Here is a 22,636-nt window from a genome sequence, read left to right on the forward strand (position 1 = left end):
CAAAAGCTGGTAAATGGCCGCCATGGCGGAGGAGCAGGCAGAGACAAGCTTCAGCGTGAAGCTGAGGCGGGAAGCAACCGGATTTGCCGGTGCGATCCGCCGTGCGCTTTCCAAGCGGCGTTTCCGCTGGCCGCTCTATTTCCTCGGCCTGATGCTCGCCGCGATCATCGCCTTCTGGTTCATCTTCCTGCGCGACCTGCCCTCGGCCGAAAGCCTGCTCGATTATGAACCGGCGCTGCCGACTTTCGTGCGCGACGTGAACGGCGAGCCCGTGCAGAGCTTCGCGCGCGAACAGCGCGTCGAGCTGGCGTTCGAGGAATATCCGCCGGTCCTGATCCGCGCCTTCCTCGCCGCCGAGGACCGGACCTTCTTCACCCATGGCGGCCTCGATTATACCGGCCTCGCGGGAGCGGTGATCGACTATATTTCCAAGATGGGATCGGGCGAGCGCGCACGTGGTGGTTCGACGATCACCCAGCAGGTGGCGAAGAACCTGCTGCTCGACGATGAATATTCGGTCACGCGCAAGATTCGCGAGGCCGTGCTTGCCTATCGTATCGAAAGCGTGCTGACCAAGGAACAGATTCTCGAGCTCTATCTCAATCAGATATTCCTCGGCCGGAATGCCTATGGTGTGCAGGCAGCTTCCCGTGCCTATTTCGATAAGGACGTATCCGAGCTCGAAGCGCACGAAGCCGCCTTTCTCGCGGCCCTCCCCCGCGCACCGGCGAACTACAACCCGAACCGCTTCCCTGAACGCGCGCTCGCCCGCCGCAATTGGGTGCTCGACCAGATGCTGTCGAACGATTGGCTGACAACGGAACAACATCGCGCCGCACACGCGCAGCCGCTCGGCACGACGCGCGCCGGACGTCCGATCACCGACAATGTGAACGGCTATTACATGGAGGAGGTCCGGCGGATCCTGATCGACCGGTTCGGCGAGGACGCCGAGGACGGGCCGTTCGGCATTTATTCGGGCGGCCTGTGGGTCCGCACCTCCTATGATCCGCAAATGCAGGCGAGCGCCGAGGAATCCTTCCGCAACGGCCTGATGCGCGTCGATGCCGGCCGGGCCTGGGAAGGCCCCATCGCAACCATCCCGATGGACGATGGCGAATGGCAGTCGCATCTTGCCAGCGCCAATTTGTGGGTTGGCTATGAAGACTGGCGGGTGGCTGTCGTGCTGTCGAAAGACGGTGGCAGCGCACGGATCGGCTTTGCCGATGGCGAAACAGGCACCATGCCATCGGGAACCGCCGGAATTGCGCGTCGCGGCGGCGGCACGGCATGGAGCACGATGCAGCCCGGCGACATCATCACGGTGCGGCCGATCGGCGGCGACAGCTATGCCTTTGCCAAACAGCCCTCGATGTCGGGCGGTATGGTCGTCGAGGCGGTGCAGACGGGCCGGGTCTACGCAATGCAGGGCGGTTTCAGCCAAGGCCTCGAAGCATTCAACCGCGCCACGCAGGCCGAACGCCAGCCGGGATCGAGCATCAAGCCGTTCGTTTATGCGGCCGCACTCGAAAACGGGATGACACCGGCCTCGATCGTCGTCGACGGGCCGTTCTGCGTCTACCAGTCCGCCTCGCTCGGCACAAAATGCTTCCGCAATTCGGGCGGCGGTGCGGCGGGGCCGCAGACGCTGCGCTGGGGTCTCGAAAATTCGCGCAACCTCATGACGGTGCGCACCGCGTCGGAAACCGGCATGGACAATGTGATCGAGATGATCAGCCGGGCCAATATCGGCGATTACGAACCCTATCTCGCCTTTTCGCTCGGCGCCGGCGACACGACGGTGCTGCGCATGACGAACGCCTTCGGGATGCTCGCCAATCATGGCCGCGATGTCGGCCCGTCGCTGATCGACTATGTCCAGGACCGGCATGGCGATGTGATCTATCCCGCGAACTGGGAAGCCTGCGAAGGCTGCAACGCCGACGATTGGGACGGCGGCCCGATGCCGCGTCCGCCGGTTCCCGGCCGCCGCGTCATGGAAGCGGTCACCGCCTTCCAGATCGTCCATATCCTCGAAGGCGTGATCCAGCGCGGCACGGCGACGATCCTGCGCGATCTCGACCGGCCGATGTTCGGCAAGACCGGGACGACCACCGGCCCGACCAATGTCTGGTTCGTCGGCGGCACGCCGGACATCGTCGCCGGTGTCTATCTGGGCTACGACGAACAGAATCGCAGCATCGGTGGCGGCGCGGGCGGCACGCTCGCCGCGCCGATCTGGAAACAGTTCATGCGCGAGACGATGGAGGGCCGCCCGGTCCTCCCGTTCCGCGCACCCGAAGGCGTCCGCATGGTTCGCGTCGACCGCCGGACGGGCCGCCGCGTCTTCGGCGCCTGGCCGTCGGACAGCCCGCAAACCGCCATCATCTGGGAAGCCTTCCGCGCCGAAAGCGAACCCACCCGGACGATCCGCCGCGACGTCATGGCCCGCCGCCCGGTCCGCCGCGAGCGTCAGGTGTCGCAGGAACAGCAGACGGTGGAAACGACCGTGCCGTCGAATGACAGCGAGTTCTTGCAATCCGAGGGCGGTATCTACTAGCCATGTTTTCCCGTCATTCCCGCGAAAGCGGGAATCCCGCTTTTTTCTGATCCGTTTTCGTTGCACGCGACCGAGCGGAGAAGGTAGCGGGATTCCCGCTTTCGCGGAAATGACGAACAAAACCGAGTGAGACATCAATCATGCGCGCCGAAGCGCAAGCCCATATCGATCAGATCAACGACGCGCTCGACCTCCTTCGACGCTTTCTCGACTGGGATGTCGCCAAGAAGCGGCTCGATGAATTGAACGCACAGGTCGAGGATCCCACGCTCTGGGACGATCCCAAGGGCGCGCGCGACCTGATGCGCGAACGCCAGCGGCTCGACGCCGCGATCGAGGCCGTGCGCGCCATCAGCCAGGAACGCGACGACGCGGCCGAAATGATCGAGCTTGCCGAGGCGGAGGGCGATGACGGCCTCGTCACGGACGCCGAAAAGGCCCTGGCCAAGCTGGCCGACCGCGCCGAGAGCGACAAGATCGAGGCGCTGCTTGCTGGCGAGGCGGACGGCAACGATACCTATCTCGAAATCCATGCCGGTGCGGGCGGGACCGAGAGCCAGGACTGGGCCGAGATGCTGCAACGCATGTACCAGCGCTGGGCCGAACGTCGCGGCTACAAGGTCGAGATCGTCGACTATCAGGCCGGCGAACAGGCGGGCGTCAAATCGGTGACTTTGCTGTTCAAGGGCGAGAATGCCTATGGCTATGCAAAGACGGAAAGCGGCGTGCACCGGCTCGTCCGCATCTCGCCCTATGACAGCTCGGCGCGGCGCCATACGAGCTTTTCGAGCGTCTGGGTCTATCCGGTAATCGACGACGATATCGCCATCGAGGTCAATGACAGCGACCTGCGCATCGACACCTTCCGTGCCTCCGGCGCGGGCGGGCAGCACGTGAATACGACCGACAGCGCGGTTCGCATCACCCATGTGCCGACAGGGATCGTCGTTGCCTCGCAATCCCAGCGTTCGCAGCACAAGAACAAGGCCGAGGCGATGAGCATGCTCAAGGCGCGTCTCTACGAGGCCGAGCTGCGCCGCCGCGAGGAAGAGGCTAACGCGGTCGAAGCCTCCAAGACCGATATCGGCTGGGGCAACCAGATCCGCTCCTATGTCCTCCAGCCCTATCAGATGGTGAAAGACTTGCGGACGGGCGTGACCTCGACATCGCCGAACGATGTGCTCGACGGCGATCTCGACAAGTTCATGGCCGCGGCGCTATCGCAACGCGTGACGGGAGAAAGCGTCGAGGTCGAAGACATCGAATGATGCGCGTTGAAGCATTGATGGTCGCGCTGCTCTTCGGCGGCTGCACCGGATCGGGCGAAGATACGAACCGGTCGGGCTTTCCGCCTGCCGACCGCCCCGTCTCCGATATCATCTCGTCGCAATTTTCCGACGAGGAAACACGCGACCGGCTCAACGAGGCCGAAACCGTCATGGACATGGCCGACATCGAAGAGGGCATGACCGTCGCCGATATCGGCGCGGGCAATGGCTATTACACCGTCCGGCTTGCGCGGCGGGTCGGCGATTCGGGACGAGTCTTGGCAGAAGATGTGATCGCGGAGACGCGCGACCGGCTGGCCGAGCGTGTGACGCGCGAGCGGCTCGACAATGTGAGCGTACGGCTCGGCGAATTCGCCGATCCCAAACTGCCCGAAAACAGCTTCGACCGCATCTTCATGGTGCACATGTATCACGAGATCGAAAGCCCGTACGAATTCCTCTGGAACATGCGCCCCTCGCTGCGGCCCGAGGGTCTGGTCGTCGTCGTCGACGCCGACCGGCCCACCAACCGCCACGGCACCCCGCCGGACCTGCTGCGCTGCGAGTTCGAGGCGGTCGGCTATCACCTTGTCGCCTTTCGCGAGATGCCGGACGCCGGCGGCTATTTCTCGATGTTCGCCGCTCGCGGCGAACGGCCCGAGCCGCAATCGATCGAAGCCTGCGGGCAAGACTGAGTGTCAGAGCAGGTCCAGGGCGCGAAAGCTGCTTGCTTCGTGTCCGGCTGCGACGACGACATGATCGACGAGTTCGATATCGATCGCACAAAGAAGGGCGGCCAGCCGCCGTGTCGCTTGGATATCGGCATCGCTCGGATCGGAGCCGCCGGCCGGGTGGCGATGCGCCATCAGCAATTTGCGCGCGTCGAGCCTCATCGCATCGCCGACGATACGGCGAACGGGAAGCGTGAGCCTGTCCGCGCTTTGCGAGATGCCCGCCGTGCGGCCGATCACCTGACCCGCGATATCGAAATGGATCGCGACAAAACTTTCGCAATCCCCGCGCGGACGCAGGCTCGCCGAGGCTAGCGCGATCCCTTCGCCGATGGTTGCGAGCTGCCCGGCCATGCTGCGGAGAAAAGCGGGCGGCGTCCTTGCCCGCCAGCGCAACACGATCCGGTTTCGCGCGATCGCGGCGGCAATTTGCTCCACATCGGATGAAAATTGCCCGCTTGGCCGTTCCCCGGTCCTTCGCCATAAGCGCTCGGACCATGCGGCAATATCTCGATCTCATGCAGCGCATCCTCGACGACGGCGCACGGCAGGACGACCGCACGGGCGTCGGCACGCTTTCGGTCTTCGGCGCCCAGATGCGGTTCGATCTCAGCAAGGGCTTCCCGCTGCTGACAACGAAGAAGCTGCATATCCGATCGATCATCGTAGAGCTGCTCTGGTTCCTGCGCGGCGATACCAACATCGATTGGCTCAAGGATCGCAAGGTCAGCATCTGGGACGAATGGGCTGATGAGAATGGCGATCTCGGGCCGGTCTACGGCAAGCAATGGCGCGACTGGGAGAACCCCCATGGCGCGAATATCGATCAGATCGCCGGGCTGATCGAGCAGATCAATTCCAATCCCGCCTCGCGCCGCCAGATCGTCTCCGCCTGGAACCCCGCCGACTTGCCGGAGATGGCACTCGCGCCCTGCCACTGCCTGTTCCAGACGCATGTCGCCGACGGCAAGCTCTCGCTTCAGCTGTATCAGCGCAGTTGCGATGTGTTCCTCGGCGTGCCGTTCAACATCGCGAGCTACGCGCTGCTGACGCACATGCTGGCCCAGCAATGCGATCTCGAGGTCGGCGATTTCGTCTGGACCGGCGGCGACTGCCATCTCTACGCCAACCATCTCGATCAGGCACGCGAACAGCTGACGCGGACGCCGGGACCCCTGCCCTCTCTCTCGATCCTTCGGCGTCCGGACGCCATCGATGGCTATGAATATGAGGATTTCGAAATCATGGGCTATGAGGCCGCGCCGCATATTGCAGCGCCGGTGGCCGTCTGAGGGAACGAATCCAACTTCCGGGCGTCATGAAATTGCCGTAACCAGCGGCGAGCGAGTGGAAGTGCCATGAAAGACAGACCGGAAATCGTCTTCTACCTTGCCCGCGCCGACAACGGCGTGATCGGCAGCGCCAAGGATCTCCCCTGGCGGCTGCCGCCCGACCTGAAAAGGTTCAAGAAGCTGACCATGGGCAAGGCGATGGTCATGGGCCGCAAGACCTTCGAAAGTTTCGGTGGGCCGCTGCCCGGCCGGCGTCACATCGTCATCACTCGGTCGCGCGAATGGGAGGCGGACGGCGCAGAGGTTGTGCACGACCCGGAGGAAGCGCTGATCCATGCCGAAGACGCGCCGGAGATCGCCATCGTCGGCGGCGGCGAAATCTATTCGCTTCTCCTTCCCCGTGCCGACAGGATCGAGCTGACCGAAGTCCACATCGAACCCGACGGCGATACGTTGGCGCCGGAATTTCCGGACAGCGACTGGCGCGAGATCGAGCGGGAAGACTTTCCGGCAACGGACGACCTGCCGACCTACAGCTTCGTCACACTGGTGCGGCGCTGACAGCCCGGCCCCGTTGCCGCATTGCGGCGCCCCCATGTCGACCTTATAGCCCCTCCCATGGAGCGGGTTTTCCATCGCGATCGGCTGCCCGATCATCTGCGCGGCGGCGTGATTGCGCTGGGCAATTTCGACGGCTTTCACAAAGGACATCAAGCGGTCGCCGGGCGGGCCGTTCATCATGCCAAGGACGATAGCCGTCCCGTCCTCATCGCGACGTTCGATCCCCATCCCGTCCGCCATTTCAAACCGGACGTCCCGCCCTTTCGCCTGACGACGCTCGACCAGCGCGAGCGTCTGTTCGGCGCGGCCGGAGCCGATGCCATGATGGTGTTCGAATTCGGCGACGAACTGGCACAGACGCCGGCGCGCTCCTTCGTCGAGGATATCCTGCTCGATCGTTTCGGCGTTGCGGGCGTCGTCACCGGCAACGATTTTGTCTTCGGCAAGGGGCGCGAGGGCGATGTCGTGATGCTGGCCGAGCTGGCGCAGCGGCACGGCTTCTTCACCGAAATCGTCGCGCCGGTCGACGATGGCGAGGAGATCGTCTCGTCGAGCCGGATCCGCGACGCCCTGCAGAGGGGCGATTGTGCCACCGCAACGCGGCTGCTCACCCGGCCCTTCACGATCGAAGGCATCGTCCAGCACGGCGCGAAACAGGGCCGCGACCTGGGCTATCCCACCGCGAATATCGAACTGGGCAGCTATCTTCGGCCGAAATACGGGATTTACGCGGTTCGCGGGCAGCTTCCGGACGGCACGATACTCGACGGCGCCGCCAATCTCGGCATTCGCCCCAGCTTCGATCCGCCTGTAGAGCTGCTCGAACCCCATTTCTTCGACTTTTCCGGCGATCTCTATGGGCAGACGATTACCGTCGAACTGATTGATTATATCCGTGAAGAGGTTAAGTTCGACGACCTGGAAGCGCTCAAGGGACAGATGCGCAAAGATTGTGAAGACGCGGGGCGAATACTTTCGGCGTGAAAATCTGGTTCTTGCGGTTCGGTATGGTCATCGGATTGGCCATTCTTTTCTTATCGTTCGTAAACGCCTCATGGCTTGCGCCCGCACCACAAGGTCAACTCAAGCTCATCGCCAATCGCGCAGCCCATCCGCTGCCCGATTTGGGCGCGGATGCGAACGGATGTCCGGGCGCCCGCATTGCAGGAACGCGCCACAGCTTTATCGCCAATACGCAGCCCTCTATCGCCCAGGCATTCGCAAAAAGTGCATCAATGGTCAGCGTCGATGTTCGTCGAACCGGCGACGACAGGCTCGTCCTTTTCGAAGATTCGACGCTCGATTGCCGGACAGACGGAAGCGGAACGATCGCCGATACCGAAATGGATCGCATGCGCGCGCTCGATGCGGGCTATGGGTACACACCCGATAACGGTCGCACTTTTCCGCTGCGCGGCATGGGCAATGGCCTGATCATGGCCGTCGATGATCTCTTCATCCAGAATTACGACGCCCCCTTCCTGTTCATCATGCATGGAGAGGCGCGCGACGCAGATCTGCTCCATGCAGCGTTTGAACGGGCCGGGATCGAAATCGAAGACCGCTATGGTTTTTTTGGTTCCGAGGCAGCGGTGCGCCGGATGCGCGAGCTCGCGCCGGACGCGTGGACGATTACCGAAACCGAGATCCGACGCTGCACCTCGGACTATCTGCGCACGGGCTGGACGAGCTTTGTTCCAGAGAGCTGTCGCAACGGAACGATCGCGGTTCCGCTGAACTATCAATGGTATATGTGGGGGTGGCCCAACCGGCTGATCGCACGCATGGAATCGGTCGGCGCGCGTATCATCGTCATCGGAGACTATGAAGAGGGCGAGCCGTTTCGCGGTGTGACCGATGCGCAAAGGCTGACCAGCGTACCGGAGAGCTTCAACGGCTATATTCTCGTCGACGACATCATGACGATCGGCCCGGCACTGCGCAATTAAGGCCTCCGGCTTCGCGCTTGCCAATCCCGCGCAACGCCCCTATACGCGCGCCTTCCCGGCATGTGCCCCCTGGAGGCGTGCCGGGTTTTTGATGAACCACCAGCGAATTGGAGACATGCGATGAGCGACAAGCTGACGCTGTCGGCCGAACCGCGCGAACGAGCAGGCAAGGGAGCCTCTCGTGCAATGCGTCGCGAAGGCCGCGTACCCGCCGTGATTTACGGCGACAAGAAAGATCCCGAAGCGATCCACATCGAAGAACGGGCGTTGATGAAGCTGCTGCACACCGGCCACTTCATGAACAGCCTCGTCGAAGTCGAGGTCGGCGGTAACAACAACCGCACGCTTCCCAAGGATGTCCAGTTTCACCCGGTCACCAGCCGGCCGCTTCATGTCGATTTCATGCGAATCGGCAAGGGCGCGACCGTGACCGTCGACGTGCCCGTGCACTTCGTCAACGAGGAAGCCTCGCCGGGTCTCAAGCGCGGCGGCGTGCTCAACGTCGTGCGGCACGAGCTCGAACTCAACTGCCCGGCCGATTCGATTCCCGACGAGATCGTGGTCAAGCTCGACGGTCTCGAGGTTGGCGATTCGATCCATATTTCGCAGGTCGAACTGCCCGAGGGCGTCACCAGCGCGATCGACGATCGCGACTTCACCATCGCCGGCGTCGTCGCCCCGTCTGCGCTCAAGCGCGAAGAGAGCGAAGCCGAAGAGGGCGAAGAAGTCGCAGCCGACGAAGTTCCCACCACGGAACAGGGCGGCGACGAGGAAGAGGGCGAAGGGTCCGAGGACTGATCGCAGCTTCACTCGCAAGAACAAGGGAAACCGGCCCGCCGCAAGGTTGGCCGGTTTTCTTTTGTTTGGGGCTTGTTTGTCAGACTCGACCTATCGGTCGAGCGCCGCACCGGCCCGCACCCCCACCCGGCCTCCCACTTAGGGTATTCTCATGGGAGGCCGGGTGGGGGTGCGGGCCGGTGCGGCGATTTTCCGCCAGGAAAATTCTGACCATCAAAAAGCCCATCTGCTTCCAAGCCATGTTCGACCACAGTAGGAACACCGCATGCAAATTTGGGCAGGCCTTGGAAATCCCGGCGCGGAATATTCGATGAACCGGCACAATGTCGGCTTCATGGCCGTCGATGCTATTGCCGAGGTGCATGGCTTCGGCCCGGTACAGCGCAAGTTCCAGGGCTGGGTGCAGGACGGGCGGATCGGCGGCGAGAAGGTCCTGCTGCTGAAGCCCGCCACCTTTATGAACAAATCGGGCCAGGCGATCGGCGAAGCGATGCGCTTCTACAAGCTGGAGCCCGAAGACGTGACCGTCTTCTACGACGAGCTCGACCTCGATCCCTTCAAGATCAAGGTCCGGCGCGGCGGCGGGACGGCAGGCCATAACGGCATCCGATCGACCGACCAGCATATCGGCCCCGGTTTCCGCCGCATTCGCATCGGCATCGGCCATCCCGGCAACAAGGCGCGCGTGAACAAACATGTGCTCGGCAACTACAAGAAGGACGAGATCGAGCCGCTGACCGACCTGCTCGGCGCCCTCGCGGCGGAAGCGGACTGGCTGGCGAAGGGCGACGATGCGCGCTTCCTGAACGAGGTGGCGTTGCGGCTGCAGGGCTGAGCGGAGCGTGCTATGCCGGTGTCGGAAGGAGCCTGACCGATGACCGACTTTTCCCGCCGCCAGTTGCTTGCCGGATCCGCCGCTGTGGCTGCGCTTGCCGCTATGCCTGCACGCGCCCAGACCGGCGATGCGCAATCCGATGTCACGCCCGATCTCTCGGGCAAAGCGATCCTCATCACCGGCTGCTCCTCCGGCTTCGGCTATCTCGGCGCGCTCCATTATGCACGGCTCGGGGCCAAGGTCTTCGCCACCATGCGCAACCTGCCCCGGCCCGAGGGCGAGGAGCTGGAGCAAATTGCGCGCGACGAAGGTCTCGACATCCGGGTCATCGGCATCGATGTGCTCGACAATGAGCAGGTTCTACGCGGCGTCTCGGCGGCGGAGCGCGAGCTTCGCGGCGGGCTCGACGTGCTCATCAACAACGCCGGAATCGGCATCTCCGGCCCCGTTGAGGTGCAGGACCCGCGCGCGACCGAGCTGATCTTCGACACCAATGTCCATGGCTATCACCGCATGGCCCGCGCCGTGCTGCCCGGCATGCGCGAAAAGGGATCGGGCCAGATTTTCGCGATCTCCTCGCAGCTCGGCCGCGTGATCGTGCCGGGCGCGGGACATTATTCGGCTACCAAGTTCGCGGTCGAGGCGATGTTCGAACAGCTCGCCTATGAACTCGTGCCGCACAATATCGAGGTGACGATCATCCAGCCGGGCGGCTATCCGACCGAGGTCTGGGTCAATCGCAATATCTATACCGGCCAACTGGCCGAGCGGACGCCCGAACGCCTGCTCGCCGCCTATCCGCAGCTGACCGGCGGCATGGGGACCGAGGACGGTTCGGGCCGCACCGCCGATCCACTCGACGTGCCCCGCGCGATCGCGGAGATCATCGCCATGGAGCCGGGCACGCGTCCGCTCCGCCGCGCGGTGAGCGGGGGATCGATCCCGCAGGAGGCGATCAACCGGGTCATGCGCGAAACGCAAATCGGCTGGCTCGGAGAGAGCGGCTACGGCCCGTGGATCCGGGCCGCGCAGGATTAGCTGATTGTCAGACTCGACCTGTCGGTCGAGCGCCGCACCGGCCCGCACCCCCTCCCGGCCTCCCATGAGCATACACTGAGTGGGAGGCCGGGAGGGGGTGCGGGCCGGTGCGGCGATTTCGCGCTAAGCGAAATTCTGACAAAAACTACCCGATCGGCATTCCCGGCGGGACGCGCGGGAGCCTGCCTTCATCCGCAATCGCCGCGTCGAGCGCTTCGCGGTCACGCAGCAACCGGGCGAGCCCCCTGCCCCATTGGCTCTGCACATCCGAACCGCGGCCGTCGAGATCGTCGGCGAGGTCGTGCAGCCGCTCGTCCAACGCCAACGCCACCGTCGGCGACAATGCGTAGTCCCGCTGCGCCCGGGCCAGCGCCAGCGCGGTCGTCGTCGCGATGCGGCGGCGAACCCCTGCATCGCTTTCACGCCCGCTAAAGCCAAACGTCCGGTCGATCAGCGCATCTATCGTTTCGTGCGCGCCGATCAGGGCCGGGTCGGCCTGGTTCTGGATTTCAAGCCGGTTGAGCCGCCCGGGCGCGAGCAGGTCCGTCAGCGTCACGACGGCGCCGACCTCGGTCGCGGCCAGCGGATCGAAAATCGGCTCGCCCGCCATATCCATCAGTTCGATGCTCGTCTGGCGATCGCTATTTCCCGAATAGCCGGACGACAGATAGGGCGTGACATTGGCTGGCACCGAAAGCGCTTGCGGCGAAAGTGTATCGAGCAACGCATCGAGCGCATCGCGCTGTGCGCCGGCGGACACCGGCTCGGCGCGCTCCGTCCCGTCGCCATTCAGTGCATAGGCGAACTGGACGCCGCCCAGCAGCTTCGCCGCCGCCTCGACCTGATAGCGGTGAAGCAGCCAGATCGGCACGAAGGACCGGCGCAGCTGCGACAGCGGCTGCCCTGCCCCAATTGCCGCCGGGCCGAAACGGCTCACGGCGACGCGGCGGACATCCATCATTCTTTCGAGTTCGGCCACGGGATCGGCATAGTCGTCCCAAAGGCTTCCGGCGGGATGGGCCGCATCGGCTGGTCGCGCCTCGCCGTCGCCGACGAAGATCAGGCCATCGGCCAGTCCCTGCTCCATCGTCGCCCGCGCTTCGGATTCGTTACGCGCACCGTAGAGCCAGCGAATCGCGAAATTGTCCCACGACCCGACGCCGACGCCATAGGCATCGCTGATGTCGGGCAGGCCGTCGACGAGCGTGATGCGGGGCGCGGGATAGTCCATCACTGAATAGCGCCCCTGAATGCTGCCGGCGAAATTGTGCGCGAGGCCGATGGCGTGGCCGACCTCATGCGCGCCAAGCTGGCGAATACGGGCGAGCGCGGCGGTGATGGGATCGTTGGGATCGCCTGTGCCGGTAAGGCCCGCGCCGACAAGCGCTTCGAAGATCATGATGTCCTGACGCACGCGCAGCGAACCGAGCAGCACATTGCCCCTGATGATCTCGCCCGTCCGCGGATCGTCGACCGCCTGCCCGTACGACCAGCCCCGCGTCGCCCGGTTCACCCAGTTGACGACATTGTAGCGGATATCGAGCGGATCGGCGGATTCCGGCAGGATTGCGACGCGGAAGGCATCGACGAACCCCGCTGCCTCGAACGCGTCGTTCCACCAGGCAACGCCTTCGGCGAGCGCGGTGCGAATCGGCTCGGGCGCGCCCGGATCGATATGGAAGACGATGGGCTCGACGACCGGCGAGCGGTCGGCCGAGGGATCGGTACGCTCCAGCCGGAAGCGGTTGGCGAGCTCGTAGACGATCGGCTGCCCCAGCGGTTGCGAATAGTCGACCACCTGTGTCCCGAACGATCCGGCGCGCGGATCGAAGCGGCGCGGATGATAGCCGGGTTCGGGCAAGGCGATGAGCGAATGGCGCACGACCATGCTCACATTGCCGCGCACGGGCGTGATATTGCTGACCTCGTCCTGCGGATCGCCGGCGGTGAAGGTCAGCCGCGCGCGCATCTCGATATTGCGCGGAAAGACGCGGACGAAATTTGTGTCGGCCAGCGACAGGTCTGGTTTGAACTCAAAATCGCCGCCATTTTCGCCGGCGATCGCCTGCGCTATGCCCGGATCGTCGCGGACAAGGAAAGGCGCGATATCCAGCAGCGTCCCGCCACCCGCCGTGTCGGCCGCGACCTCGCCGCGCCAGATGGTCGAATAGCCAAAGGATTCGCGCACGGCGCGTTGTTCGGTGGGGGTTCCCGCCGATGCCCGGAACCGGCTGTTCTCGATCTCTGCAAGAACGTGGTTGCCGATCCGCCGGAAAACGAGAATGCGCGAACCGGCAAACGCACCTCTGTCGAGCCCGATCGTTGCCGAGCCCAATCCGGTTTCGAGCGCGCTCATATAGATGAACCGCCCGGCGATGCCGTCCGCATCAGCCGGCGGCAGTTCGAGCAGGATACGCCCGTCTGCCCGGTCGACATGCACGGGGAGGAGACCGGTTTGCGCCTCGGTCCCGCGAAGCGCCTGCTGCGGCGTCGCCAGCGCCTGCGCCGCGACCGGCATGCAAAGCATCGCCAACAGCCCGATCACGAACGACACCATCCGGTTCATATCCGTCTCCCCGTTTCGCCCTGTGCCTAGGCAGCCCGAGGGGAGCTGTCGAGCGGTTCGCGCTGGCAATTCGCCCCTTCAGCCTCTATCTGACTGCCGATATCGCCGCCATGCGGCTCCCCTGATCGATGGACATAAAATGGGTTTCAAATGCGGCATCGTCGGCCTGCCCAATGTCGGCAAGTCGACGCTCTTCAACGCGCTCACCGAGACGCAGGCGGCGCAGGCGGCCAACTATCCTTTCTGCACGATCGAGCCCAATGTCGGGAAGGTCGCCGTGCCCGATCCGCGCATCCGCAAGATCGCCGAAATCGCCCAATCGGCGCAGGTGATCGAGACGCAGCTCGAATTCGTCGACATAGCGGGCTTGGTGCGCGGGGCGTCGCAAGGCGAAGGGCTGGGCAACCAGTTCCTCGCCAATATCCGCGAGGTCGACGCGATCGTCCACGTGCTGCGCTGTTTCGAGGATGACGACATCCAGCATGTCGACCAGCGGATCGACCCGATTGCGGACGCCGAGACGGTCGAGACCGAGCTGCTGCTGGCCGATATGGAATCGCTGGAACGCCGGGTCGAAAACGCCAAGCGGCGGGCGACGAGCGGTGACAAGGAGGCCAAGGCCACCGCTGCTGTGCTCGGCCAGGCGCTCAAACTGCTCAAGGACGGCAAGCCGGCGCGGCTGACCGAACCGAATGACGACGAAGAAGCAAGGCTATTCCGCGAGGCGCAACTGCTGACCGCCAAGCCCGTCCTCTATGTCTGCAATGTCGATGAAGGATCGGCGGCGGAGGGCAACGAACACAGCGCGCGCGTGTTCGAAAAGGCGGCGGCCGAAGGCGCCGAAGCAGTCGTCATCTCGGCAGCGATCGAAGCCGAAATCGTGACGATGGATCCCGCCGACCGCCCCGAATTCCTCGCCGATCTGGGGCTGGAGGAAACCGGCCTCGCCCGCGTCATCCGCGCCGGATACCAGCTGCTCGACCTCATCACCTTCTTCACCGCCGGGCCGAAGGAATCGCGCGCCTGGACCGTCTCGCGCCACGCCCGCGCACCGCAAGCCGCCGGCGTCATCCATACCGATTTCGAACGCGGATTCATCCGCGCCGAAACGATCGCCTATGACGACTACATCGCCTGCGGCGGCGAGGCGGGCGCGCGCGATGCGGGCAAGCTGCGCCAGGAAGGCAAGGGTTATGAGGTCGCGGATGGCGACGTGATGCTGTTCAAATTCAATGTCTGACGCCGGCGGCCCGCTATATTTCGAGGACCTCGAACCCGGGTCGAAGCAATCCTTCGGCTCCTATAAGGTCACCCGCGAAGAGGTGATCGAGTTCGCCTCCAAATACGATCCGCAGCCCTTTCACCTAAGCGACGAGGCGGCGAAGCAGACCTATTTCGGTCGGCTATCGGCTTCGGGGTGGCATACCGGTTCGATGGTGATGCGGATGCTCGTCGACAATATGGAGAACAACCGGCAGGCCGGGCTCGGATCGCCCGGTATCGACGAATTGCGGTGGCTGAAGCCCGTTTATCCGGGCGATACGCTGCGCGTCGAGACCGAGATCGTCGACAAGACGCCGTCGAAGAGCCGGCCCGATATGGGATCGTTCCGCAGCCGGCTGACGGTGTTCAACCAGGATGACGTGGCGGTGATGACGATGAAGTCGATCGGCCTGATCCGGCGGCGGCCGACCGACGATTAGTCGCCTTCGAAGGCGATGAGGCTGTGTGTTTCGACGCCGGTCTCGCGCACGGCGGCAGCACCGCCCAGATCGGGCAAGTCGATCACGAACGATGCGGCGGCAACCTCGGCACCTTTCATCCGCAAAAGCTCGATCGCGGCGAGCGCCGTTCCGCCGGTCGCGATCAGATCGTCGACCAACAGGACGCGCGCACGGTCGAGCACCGCATCTTCATGCATCTCGAGCCGGTCGCTGCCATATTCGAGCGCATAGTCGACGCCGATGGTCGCGCCGGGAAGCTTGCCCTGCTTGCGAAGCGGCACGAGTCCCGCGCCGAGCCTTGGCGCGAGCGCACCCCCGAAGAGGAACCCCCTCGCCTCGATCGCTGCGATGGCCTCGATCCCTGGAGGACATTGCTCTGCCATCCGCTCCACGACCAGCGCAAAACCGTCCGCATCGTTGAGCAGCGTCGTGATGTCGCGAAACTGGATACCCGCCTTGGGATAGTCGGGAATCGTCCGGACCAGCGCCTTGAGATCGCTATTGTCCGCCAACTCCCGCCCTTTCCCGGCGCCCCGCGATCAATGCTTCTGGTCGCGCCAGACGTTCTGATAGGCGAGCCATGCGAGCACGGTCGCGAAGACGAGGAAGATGAGCACGGCCCAGCCGGTGGACTTGCGCGCCTCCAGCTTCGGTTCCGCCGTCCAGATCAGGAACGCGGTCACATCCTCCGCCATCTGGTCGATCGTCGCCTCGGTGCCGTCGGCATAGGTCACCTGACCATCGGCCGTCAGCGGCGGCGGCATGGCGAGATTGAGATTGGCGAAATAGGGGTTGTAATAGAGCCCCGTTCCCGGCCGGTTCGCTTCGGGAAGGTCCTCGGGCGGATCCTGATAACCGGTGAGCAGCGAATAGGTATAGGCTGCCCCACCCTCGCGCGCCTTGGTGATCAGCGAGAGATCGGGCGGATAGGCGTTGTTGTTCGCCGCGCGCCCGGCCGTCTCGTTCGGATAGACATGCGGGAAACGATCCGCGGCAACCGCATTGCGCGTCGTTTCCTCGCCCGTTTCCGGATCGACGGTGGGCACCTGGATCTGCCACTGATCGGCGATCGCATCGACCTCGGGCTCGGTAAAGCCGAGATCGGTCAGGTTGCGGAAGGCGACATATTGCAGCGAGTGGCAGGCGGCGCAGACTTCCTTGAACACCTGGAACCCGCGCTGGAGCTGCTGCCGATCGAAGCGGCCGAAAGGCCCATCGCTCGCAAAACCGCCTTCGGGCGCATGGGCATGGCGGTGGAATTCATGCTCCACCGTTTCTGCGGGCGGGTTGCTGACATAGTTGATCGCGCCCGTGATCAGCGAAAAGCCGAGCACGAAGACGAAGCCGAGGCCGACGAGAAAACCGATTACGCGTACCATCTGTACGTATCCCCTAGCTTGCAGCGGCGGGCTGGGCCGCGCTCTCGTCGGTGCCGAGCACCGCTTCGGTAATGGAGTTGGGCATGGGCCGCGGCCGTTCCGTGCGCGAAATGATCGGCAGGATGATCAGGAAGTGCGCGAAATAATACATCGACGCGAGCTGGCTGATCATGACGTAGGGCTCTTCCGCCGGTGCGCCGCCGCACCAGCCGAGAATGAGCACGTCGACGACAAGAACCCAGAACCAGATCTTGAACTGCGGCCGATATTTGCCCGAACGCACAGGCGACTTGTCGAGCCAGGGCAGGAAGAACAGCAGCAGGATCGAGCCGAACATCGCGACCACGCCCCACAGCTTGGCCGGCAGGATGAAATCGACGGTGAAGGCACGCAGGATCGCGTAGAACGGCCAGAAATACCATTCGGGCACGATGTGCGCCGGCGTCGAAAGCGGGTTCGCCTCGATATAATTGTCCGCATGGCCGAGATAGTTCGGCAGGAAGAACACCATGATCGCGAACAGGATCAGGATCACGCCGACGCCGAAACCGTCCTTCGCCGTATAATAGGGGTGGAAGGGCACGGTATCCTGCGGCCCCTTCACATCGACGCCGGTCGGGTTGCTCGAACCCGGCAGGTGCAGCGCCCAGATGTGCAGGATGATGACGCCCGCGATCACGAAGGGCAGCAGATAGTGCAGCGAGAAGAAGCGGTTGAGCGCGGCATTGTCCGGCGCAAAGCCACCGAGCAGCCATTCCTTGATCGTGGTGCCGACGAGCGGGATGGCTTCGAACAGGCCGGTGATGACCTGCGCGCCCCAATAGCTCATCTGGCCCCAGGGCAGGACATAACCCATGAACGCCGTCGCCATCATCAGCAGGAAGATGACGAGGCCGAGCAGCCACACCATTTCGCGCGGCGGCTTGTACGAGCCGTAATAGAGCCCGCGGAAAATGTGGATGTAGACCACTATGAAGAAGAAGCTCGCGCCGTTCGCATGGACATAGCGCATCAGCCAGCCCGAATTGACGTCGCGCATGATATGCTCGACCGACGCGAAGGCGATGCTGGAATTGGCCGCATAATGCATGGCCAGCACGATGCCGGTAACGATCTGGATGACCAGGAACAGCCCGGCAAGCACGCCGAAATTCCAGAAATAGTTCAGGTTGCGCGGAACCGGATAGCCCTTGCCGACCGCATTGTAGACGAGCCGCGGCAAGGGCAGCCGATCGTCCATCCAGCGCATGAACGGATTGGTGGGTTTATATTGTTCAGCCCAGGGAAAACTCATTGTCTATCTGCCTCAGCCGATGGTCACGGTTGTATCGGACGTGAATTCATATTCCGGCACCACAAGGTTGGTCGGCGCCGGGCCTTTGCGGATGCGCGCGGCGGTATCGTAATGCGAACCGTGGCACGGACAGAAATAGCCGCCATATTCGCCGCGATTCTCGCCCTGCGCCGCGCCAAGGGGAATGCAGCCGAGATGGGTGCAGACCGCAAGCGTGATCAGCCATTCCTTATGGCCTTCCGCCGTGCGTTCGGCGAGCGTTTGCGGGTCGCGCAGTTCGGAAAGCGATACGGCATCGGCCTCCGCGATCTCGTCCGCCGTCAGGTGACGGACGAACAGCGGCTGCTTGCGCCACGTCGTCTTGATCGCCTGGCCGGCCTCGATCGCCGACAGATCGACATCGATCGAAGAGAGCGCGAGCACATCGGCCGACGGGCTCATCTGGTTGATCAGCGGCAGCAATACGACCGCGCCGCCGACACCGGCGACGCTGACCGCGGCGATATTCAGAAAGTCCCGGCGGCGAACGCCGTCTTCCTCCGGCTCCGTACCCGGCGCCTGATCATTTGTGTCGACTGTGGCCATTCGTGTCAGCCCTTAGATTTGGATCGTGCGGAGGCGAACAGGCGAACGCCCACCTGCCCCCGGCGGCGTGTTGGGGCGCCTGATAGCCGCCCCGGGGGGCATTTGCCAACAGCGTTTTTGACATGCTTGTGACGGGGTGGCCCGGCTGGCAGGAATGGCGCGATGCGTATCGCCCTGTTCCAGCCCGATATCGCCGGCAATGTCGGCACGATTCTGCGGATGGCCGCGTGTTTCGGCCTACCTGTCGACATCATCGAACCGTGCGGATTTCCCTTTTCCGACCGCAGGTTGAAGCGCGCGGGAATGGATTATGCGGCGGCGGCTGAGGTTGCCCGGCATGCGGACTGGAACGCTTTTCTCGATTCGTCGCCCGGACGGCTGGTGCTGCTGACAGTGAGCGGCGGGACCGCGCTTCCCGACGCCGCCTTCACGCCGGACGATGTGATCCTCGCCGGATCGGAAACATCGGGCGTGACGCGGGAGGTTCATGACGCCGCCGCAATGCAAATCCGGATTCCGATGCGCGAGGGATTTCGCTCCTTGAATGTCGCAATCGCTTTGGGCATCGCGCTCGGCGAAGCGATGCGGCAAACCGGAGAATGGCCCGAATGATGGAACTCGATCCGCAGCAACAGGCGGCGCGTACGACGTTCGAAGCTCTGCGCGACCGGATCTGCGCCGAATTCGAAGCAATCGAACGCGAAGCCGGAAGCGACGCGGCGTTCGACTATATCCCTTGGGATCGGGCCGACGACAGCGGCGCCGAAGGCGGCGGCGGGGTTCGCGGGGTGATCAAGGGCAAGGTTTTCGAAAAGGCAGGCGTCAACGTCTCAACGGTGGGCGGCGCCTTCAACCCGGACTTCGCCCAGACGATCCATGGCGCGGCCGAAGATCCGAGCTTCTTCGCCACCGGGATCAGCCTTGTCGCGCATATGGCCAATCCACACGTGCCCGCCGTGCATATGAACCTGCGCTTCCTCAATACGACGAAACGGTGGTTCGGTGGCGGGGCGGACCTCAACCCGCCGATCCCCTACAAGGAAGACACCGACGCCTTCCATGCCGCGCTATTCAAAGCCTGCGACGCGCACGATCCCGGCGATTACGAGCGCTTTTCCAAATGGGCCGACGATTATTTCTGGATTCCGCACCGCGATGTTGCGCGCGGCGTCGGCGGCATCTTCTTCGATCATCTCGAGATCGAGGGTGAGGATGCGTTTGCCAAGCATCTCGCCTTTGCCAGCCATGTCGGCGACGCGTTTCTCGAGGTCTTTCCCGCCATCGTGCGCAAACGGATGGGGCAGGATTTTACCGATGAGGAGAAGGCGCGCCAGCTGGCCTGGCGCGGCCGCTATGCCGAATTCAACCTCGTCTACGATCGCGGGACGCTGTTCGGGCTGAAGACCGGTGGCAATATCGAAGCGATCCTGATGAGCCTGCCGCCGCTCGCCACATGGGAATAGGCCGGTGGAACTGACCGTCGTCGAACCGGGGTACATCGCCGAGATCGTCACCTATCTCGACATGCGCGAGCGGCCGAAGCCGCAGCCGCACACGCCTTCGCCGTTACGGTTGAAGCAATGGCAGCCCGTCGATCTCGTCAAATATCGCACGCTGTTCGATCGCGTCGGCCGTCACTGGCTCTGGTATTCGCGGCTCGAAATGGACGATGCGGCGCTCGATGCCGTCGTCAACGACGACGCCGTGGCGGTCTATGCCGTCGAGGACCGCAGCGGGATCGAGCTCGGCATGGTTGAGCTCGACTGGCGCGTCGCCGGGGATTGCGAAATCCAGTTCTTCGGCCTGGTCCCCGAACTGGCCGGCAAGGGTCATGGCCGCTGGCTGATGGGCGAGACGCTCCGCCGCGCCTGGCGCAAGGATGTGACGCGCGTGCATCTCCACACCTGCACGATCGACCATCCCGGCGCTCTCGCCTTCTATCGCAAAATCGGCTTCGTCCCCCGCGGCCGCGCCGTCGAGATCAATCGCGATCCGAGGGTGGCCGGAATCTTCCCGCGCGGCTGTGCGCCGCACGTCCCGATCATCGAATAGGCGCTTAGCTGAACACCTGCGGTGTGGCCCGCGATCCGGCCAATTGGCGCCAGATCGCCACCGGCAGCAGCGAATAGACGGTGAGCGCAGCCGCCGCGATCGCGCTCAGCCCGACCGTCGACAGTGCCACGCCGGTTTCGCCGAGCATCAGTCCGAGCAACCCGAGGACCAGGCTGGCCACGACCAAGAGGATGAAGGCGACGATTCCTATCAGGAGATAGAAGAGGAATATCCGTCCGGCATTGCCGGCGGTCAGTTCCCAGCTCCGCCGGATCATCGGCCAGGGCCATTTCGCCCCGTCGCCCATCAGGGCTGGCGCCAGCAACGTCAACCGCATCGAAATCCAGATAAAAGCGACCAGGAAGGCCAAGTTTAAGATGAAAGCCAGCGGCCCGAGAGCCAGCAAGACGAAGCCGATCGCAAATGAGACGATATTCGCGGCGATATTGATCAGTAGCTGAGCCAGAAGATAGAAACCCAGCGCGACGAAACCGAGCTTCACCGCTTCACCAACGCCGATTCCGCGCTCTTCCACCGCAATCGCCACGATCGCCAACTGGCCGACGCACATCACCAGCGCCATGGCGAGGATCCAGGGGACCAGCGGGGCAATCGCCGCATAGACTTCCGCCTGCCAGACGTCCGGATCGGTGGTTTCCGGATCGAGCGCCGGCAGGACGATATCCGGGCCGAGAAACGCGACCACGAGGATCGGGAGCATGAAAAATGCCCCCGCAATCGGGACGAAATAGGTGCGATGCTGCTCGAGCCAAAGGCGTGTCTGGTCCCAGCCCTTGCTCGGTGAAAATCGGTTTGACCCTGCCATAGCCCGTCAATGCGTCCTCGTGGCGGAGGGTGCAAGCCCTTGATCAGCCACGCGGCCGGGCGCATCTGACAGGCCATGGACGATGCCGCAGACATCGAATGGCGCGTGTCGCCGGGACTGACGCCCTATCCCGACGCGTTGGACGAGATGGAAACGCGCGCACGCGCCGTCCGCGAGGGCAAGGCACACGAGCTTGTGTGGCTGGTCGAACACCCGCCGCTCTACACCGCCGGCACCAGTGCGGCCCGCGAAGAACTGCTCGAGCCCGATCGCTTCCCCGTGTTCGAAGCCGGTCGCGGCGGGCGCTACACGTATCACGGGCCGGGCCAGCGGATCGTCTATCTCGTCCTCGATCTGGCGAAACGCGGGCGCGACGTGCGCTGCTTCGTCCATGCCGTCGAGGGCTGGATCATCGAGTCGCTGGCCGATATCGGCGTCGACTCGCGGCGTGAGGAAGGGCGAATCGGCATCTGGACCGGCCGAGGCGCGGAGGAAGCGAAGATCGCCGCGATCGGCATCCGCATCCGCAAATGGGTGAGTTTCCATGGGCTCGCGATCAATGTTGCGCCCGATCTTTCGCATTTCGGCGGCATCGTTCCGTGCGGCATCGGCGACTATCCGGTGACGAGTTTGGAAAAACTGGGTGCTGGAAGCGACTTCGGACCGGTCGATGCAGCTTTGCGCGCAAAATTTCCCGGATTTCTGCGGTCTCTGGGGGCAAGTAAAATTATTGCTTGAGTGTGGCAAATTTGCCGATATGTTGTGACATGAACCGCTTGTCTCATGTGAGGCACGGTTCGACGCAACAAAGGGAGTACAATTGATGCGTAAATTGACCAAGATTTCGACCGGTGGCCTTGCTGCCGCAGCCGCGCTGGCGCTTGCGGCGTGCGGTGGCGGCGAGGAAACGACGACCGACGAGGACACCACGGTGACCGACGTCGATCCGGGCGAAACCGACGGTACGATCGACGACACCACGGCGATCGACGCCACGGCGGGATCGGAAGCCGATATGGGCATGGAGAACATGCCCGAGGATTCCGACATGCCCGAAGGCGAAGAGCCTGCGGCCGACGCCGAAGGCGATGCCGAGGAGGAAGCGGCCGAATAAGCCGCCTGTCTTCGACACAATCGGGGCCGCCGGAGAAATCCGGCGGCCCTTTTGATTCCGCACG

Annotated in this window: 24 protein-coding genes; 17 read left to right on the forward strand and 7 right to left on the reverse strand. The window is 63.7% G+C overall.

Annotated features, from left to right (window positions below):
• Nucleotides 1–22 precede the first annotated feature (22 nt).
• The 3 genes from Q0139_RS09655 to Q0139_RS09665 all read left to right on the forward strand — a co-directional run bounded on the left by Q0139_RS09655 (nt 23) and on the right by Q0139_RS09665 (nt 4,523).
• On the forward strand, nt 23–2,560 hold the full coding sequence (locus Q0139_RS09655; RefSeq protein ID WP_298020969.1) for a transglycosylase domain-containing protein: 2,538 nt from the start codon (nt 23–25) through the stop codon (nt 2,558–2,560).
• 140 nt (nt 2,561–2,700) lie between these two features.
• Nucleotides 2,701–3,828: a peptide chain release factor 2 gene (gene prfB / locus Q0139_RS09660; protein ID WP_298020792.1), complete on the forward strand. Its 1,128-nt coding sequence runs from the start codon at nt 2,701–2,703 to the stop codon at nt 3,826–3,828.
• Nucleotides 3,828–4,523 carry a class I SAM-dependent methyltransferase gene (locus Q0139_RS09665; protein ID WP_298020972.1) on the forward strand — a complete coding sequence of 232 codons (696 nt, stop codon included), beginning with the start codon at nt 3,828–3,830 and terminating at the stop codon, nt 4,521–4,523. Before prfB ends, Q0139_RS09665 begins: the two co-directional genes overlap by 1 nt.
• 3 nt (nt 4,524–4,526) lie before the next feature.
• Here Q0139_RS09665 and Q0139_RS09670 read toward each other — a convergent pair whose 3' ends face one another.
• Nucleotides 4,527–4,997, reverse strand: a complete 471-nt coding sequence (locus Q0139_RS09670) for a JAB domain-containing protein (protein ID WP_298020795.1) — start codon at nt 4,995–4,997, stop codon at nt 4,527–4,529.
• A 59-nt stretch (nt 4,998–5,056) separates the two neighbouring features.
• Between Q0139_RS09670 and Q0139_RS09675 the strand changes: the two genes are divergently transcribed.
• The 7 genes from Q0139_RS09675 to Q0139_RS09705 all read left to right on the forward strand — a co-directional run bounded on the left by Q0139_RS09675 (nt 5,057) and on the right by Q0139_RS09705 (nt 11,032).
• Nucleotides 5,057–5,851: a thymidylate synthase gene (locus tag Q0139_RS09675; protein WP_298020798.1), complete on the forward strand. Its 795-nt coding sequence runs from the start codon at nt 5,057–5,059 to the stop codon at nt 5,849–5,851.
• 66 nt (nt 5,852–5,917) lie between these two features.
• Complete coding sequence (locus tag Q0139_RS09680; protein WP_298020801.1) at nt 5,918–6,412, forward strand: dihydrofolate reductase; 495 nt, start codon at nt 5,918–5,920, stop codon at nt 6,410–6,412.
• 57 nt (nt 6,413–6,469) lie between these two features.
• Nucleotides 6,470–7,396, forward strand: a complete 927-nt coding sequence (locus tag Q0139_RS09685) for a bifunctional riboflavin kinase/FAD synthetase (protein ID WP_298020804.1) — start codon at nt 6,470–6,472, stop codon at nt 7,394–7,396.
• Nucleotides 7,397–7,419: 23 nt separating this feature from the next.
• Entirely contained in the window at nt 7,420–8,361 is a 942-nt protein-coding gene (locus Q0139_RS09690; RefSeq protein ID WP_298020974.1) for a glycerophosphodiester phosphodiesterase family protein, read from the forward strand.
• 120 nt (nt 8,362–8,481) lie between these two features.
• Complete coding sequence (locus Q0139_RS09695; RefSeq protein ID WP_298020807.1) at nt 8,482–9,159, forward strand: 50S ribosomal protein L25/general stress protein Ctc; 678 nt, start codon at nt 8,482–8,484, stop codon at nt 9,157–9,159.
• 265 nt (nt 9,160–9,424) lie between these two features.
• Entirely contained in the window at nt 9,425–9,994 is a 570-nt protein-coding gene (gene pth / locus Q0139_RS09700; protein ID WP_298020810.1) for an aminoacyl-tRNA hydrolase, read from the forward strand.
• Nucleotides 9,995–10,033: 39 nt separating this feature from the next.
• Complete coding sequence (locus Q0139_RS09705) at nt 10,034–11,032, forward strand: SDR family NAD(P)-dependent oxidoreductase (RefSeq protein WP_298020813.1); 999 nt, start codon at nt 10,034–10,036, stop codon at nt 11,030–11,032.
• A gap of 145 nt (nt 11,033–11,177) precedes the next feature.
• Here the strand turns inward: Q0139_RS09705 and Q0139_RS09710 are convergent, their stop codons facing one another.
• On the reverse strand, nt 11,178–13,598 hold the full coding sequence (locus Q0139_RS09710) for a zinc-dependent metalloprotease (RefSeq protein ID WP_298020816.1): 2,421 nt from the start codon (nt 13,596–13,598) through the stop codon (nt 11,178–11,180).
• 139 nt (nt 13,599–13,737) lie between these two features.
• Here Q0139_RS09710 and ychF point away from each other — a divergent pair, with 139 nt between their 5' ends.
• Both ychF and Q0139_RS09720 read left to right on the forward strand, forming a co-directional pair.
• Nucleotides 13,738–14,838, forward strand: coding sequence for a redox-regulated ATPase YchF (gene ychF, locus Q0139_RS09715; RefSeq protein ID WP_298020819.1), 1,101 nt, complete (start codon nt 13,738–13,740; stop codon nt 14,836–14,838).
• Nucleotides 14,831–15,301, forward strand: coding sequence for a MaoC family dehydratase (locus Q0139_RS09720; RefSeq protein ID WP_298020822.1), 471 nt, complete (start codon nt 14,831–14,833; stop codon nt 15,299–15,301). Before ychF ends, Q0139_RS09720 begins: the two co-directional genes overlap by 8 nt.
• On the opposite strand, the gene Q0139_RS09725 is transcribed toward Q0139_RS09720, so the two are convergent.
• Genes Q0139_RS09725 through petA form a run of 4 tightly spaced genes read right to left on the reverse strand, consistent with a single transcriptional unit; the run spans nt 15,298 to nt 18,580 of the window.
• Nucleotides 15,298–15,834 carry an adenine phosphoribosyltransferase gene (locus Q0139_RS09725; protein WP_298020825.1) on the reverse strand — a complete coding sequence of 179 codons (537 nt, stop codon included), beginning with the start codon at nt 15,832–15,834 and terminating at the stop codon, nt 15,298–15,300. The two genes, Q0139_RS09720 and Q0139_RS09725, sit on opposite strands and share 4 nt — an antisense overlap.
• Before the next feature lie 27 nt (nt 15,835–15,861).
• Nucleotides 15,862–16,701 carry a cytochrome c1 gene (locus Q0139_RS09730; protein WP_298020828.1) on the reverse strand — a complete coding sequence of 280 codons (840 nt, stop codon included), beginning with the start codon at nt 16,699–16,701 and terminating at the stop codon, nt 15,862–15,864.
• Between the two features lie 13 nt (nt 16,702–16,714).
• Nucleotides 16,715–17,995 carry a cytochrome b/b6 gene (locus tag Q0139_RS09735; RefSeq protein WP_298020831.1) on the reverse strand — a complete coding sequence of 427 codons (1,281 nt, stop codon included), beginning with the start codon at nt 17,993–17,995 and terminating at the stop codon, nt 16,715–16,717.
• A gap of 12 nt (nt 17,996–18,007) precedes the next feature.
• Nucleotides 18,008–18,580 carry a ubiquinol-cytochrome c reductase iron-sulfur subunit gene (petA, locus tag Q0139_RS09740; RefSeq protein WP_298020833.1) on the reverse strand — a complete coding sequence of 191 codons (573 nt, stop codon included), beginning with the start codon at nt 18,578–18,580 and terminating at the stop codon, nt 18,008–18,010.
• 162 nt (nt 18,581–18,742) lie between these two features.
• On the opposite strand from petA, the gene Q0139_RS09745 reads away from it, so the two are divergent.
• From Q0139_RS09745 to Q0139_RS09755, 3 genes are read left to right on the forward strand one after another with little or no spacing between them, the layout of a single operon-like run.
• Nucleotides 18,743–19,192: a tRNA (cytidine(34)-2'-O)-methyltransferase gene (locus Q0139_RS09745; RefSeq protein WP_298020836.1), complete on the forward strand. Its 450-nt coding sequence runs from the start codon at nt 18,743–18,745 to the stop codon at nt 19,190–19,192.
• Complete coding sequence (hemF, locus tag Q0139_RS09750) at nt 19,189–20,043, forward strand: oxygen-dependent coproporphyrinogen oxidase (RefSeq protein ID WP_298020838.1); 855 nt, start codon at nt 19,189–19,191, stop codon at nt 20,041–20,043. The genes Q0139_RS09745 and hemF overlap by 4 nt, the downstream gene beginning before the upstream one ends.
• 4 nt (nt 20,044–20,047) lie before the next feature.
• Nucleotides 20,048–20,632 carry a GNAT family N-acetyltransferase gene (locus Q0139_RS09755; protein ID WP_298020841.1) on the forward strand — a complete coding sequence of 195 codons (585 nt, stop codon included), beginning with the start codon at nt 20,048–20,050 and terminating at the stop codon, nt 20,630–20,632.
• A gap of 4 nt (nt 20,633–20,636) precedes the next feature.
• Here the strand turns inward: Q0139_RS09755 and Q0139_RS09760 are convergent, their stop codons facing one another.
• Nucleotides 20,637–21,458: a hypothetical protein gene (locus tag Q0139_RS09760; protein ID WP_298020845.1), complete on the reverse strand. Its 822-nt coding sequence runs from the start codon at nt 21,456–21,458 to the stop codon at nt 20,637–20,639.
• A gap of 75 nt (nt 21,459–21,533) precedes the next feature.
• Between Q0139_RS09760 and lipB the strand changes: the two genes are divergently transcribed.
• Nucleotides 21,534–22,196 (forward strand): lipoyl(octanoyl) transferase LipB, encoded by a 663-nt coding sequence (gene lipB, locus Q0139_RS09765; protein WP_298020848.1) that lies wholly within the window; start codon nt 21,534–21,536, stop codon nt 22,194–22,196.
• An 85-nt stretch (nt 22,197–22,281) separates the two neighbouring features.
• Nucleotides 22,282–22,572: a hypothetical protein gene (locus Q0139_RS09770; RefSeq protein ID WP_298020851.1), complete on the forward strand. Its 291-nt coding sequence runs from the start codon at nt 22,282–22,284 to the stop codon at nt 22,570–22,572.
• Nucleotides 22,573–22,636 lie beyond the last annotated feature (64 nt).

Origin of the sequence: uncultured Parasphingopyxis sp. (genome assembly GCF_937129435.1) — a bacterium.
GTDB lineage: Bacteria > Pseudomonadota > Alphaproteobacteria > Sphingomonadales > Sphingomonadaceae > Parasphingopyxis.

Bases quoted from the DNA above. Each gene is read 5' to 3' on its own strand.
- petA (WP_298020833.1), bottom strand. From the start codon at position 18,580: ATGGCCACAGTCGACACAAATGATCAGGCGCCGGGTACGGAGCCGGAG.
- hemF (WP_298020838.1), top strand. From the start codon at position 19,189: ATGATGGAACTCGATCCGCAGCAACAGGCGGCGCGTACGACGTTCGAA.
- prfB (WP_298020792.1), top strand. From the start codon at position 2,701: ATGCGCGCCGAAGCGCAAGCCCATATCGATCAGATCAACGACGCGCTC.
- Q0139_RS09675 (WP_298020798.1), top strand. From the start codon at position 5,057: ATGCGGCAATATCTCGATCTCATGCAGCGCATCCTCGACGACGGCGCA.
- lipB (WP_298020848.1), top strand. From the start codon at position 21,534: ATGGACGATGCCGCAGACATCGAATGGCGCGTGTCGCCGGGACTGACG.
- Q0139_RS09695 (WP_298020807.1), top strand. From the start codon at position 8,482: ATGAGCGACAAGCTGACGCTGTCGGCCGAACCGCGCGAACGAGCAGGC.
- pth (WP_298020810.1), top strand. From the start codon at position 9,425: ATGCAAATTTGGGCAGGCCTTGGAAATCCCGGCGCGGAATATTCGATG.
- Q0139_RS09770 (WP_298020851.1), top strand. From the start codon at position 22,282: ATGCGTAAATTGACCAAGATTTCGACCGGTGGCCTTGCTGCCGCAGCC.
- Q0139_RS09680 (WP_298020801.1), top strand. From the start codon at position 5,918: ATGAAAGACAGACCGGAAATCGTCTTCTACCTTGCCCGCGCCGACAAC.
- Q0139_RS09730 (WP_298020828.1), bottom strand. From the start codon at position 16,701: ATGGTACGCGTAATCGGTTTTCTCGTCGGCCTCGGCTTCGTCTTCGTG.
- Q0139_RS09760 (WP_298020845.1), bottom strand. From the start codon at position 21,458: ATGGCAGGGTCAAACCGATTTTCACCGAGCAAGGGCTGGGACCAGACA.
- Q0139_RS09690 (WP_298020974.1), top strand. From the start codon at position 7,420: ATGGTCATCGGATTGGCCATTCTTTTCTTATCGTTCGTAAACGCCTCA.
- ychF (WP_298020819.1), top strand. From the start codon at position 13,738: ATGGGTTTCAAATGCGGCATCGTCGGCCTGCCCAATGTCGGCAAGTCG.
- Q0139_RS09720 (WP_298020822.1), top strand. From the start codon at position 14,831: ATGTCTGACGCCGGCGGCCCGCTATATTTCGAGGACCTCGAACCCGGG.
- Q0139_RS09685 (WP_298020804.1), top strand. From the start codon at position 6,470: ATGGAGCGGGTTTTCCATCGCGATCGGCTGCCCGATCATCTGCGCGGC.
- Q0139_RS09705 (WP_298020813.1), top strand. From the start codon at position 10,034: ATGACCGACTTTTCCCGCCGCCAGTTGCTTGCCGGATCCGCCGCTGTG.
- Q0139_RS09655 (WP_298020969.1), top strand. From the start codon at position 23: ATGGCGGAGGAGCAGGCAGAGACAAGCTTCAGCGTGAAGCTGAGGCGG.
- Q0139_RS09710 (WP_298020816.1), bottom strand. From the start codon at position 13,598: ATGAACCGGATGGTGTCGTTCGTGATCGGGCTGTTGGCGATGCTTTGC.
- Q0139_RS09735 (WP_298020831.1), bottom strand. From the start codon at position 17,995: ATGAGTTTTCCCTGGGCTGAACAATATAAACCCACCAATCCGTTCATG.
- Q0139_RS09745 (WP_298020836.1), top strand. From the start codon at position 18,743: ATGCGTATCGCCCTGTTCCAGCCCGATATCGCCGGCAATGTCGGCACG.
- Q0139_RS09665 (WP_298020972.1), top strand. From the start codon at position 3,828: ATGCGCGTTGAAGCATTGATGGTCGCGCTGCTCTTCGGCGGCTGCACC.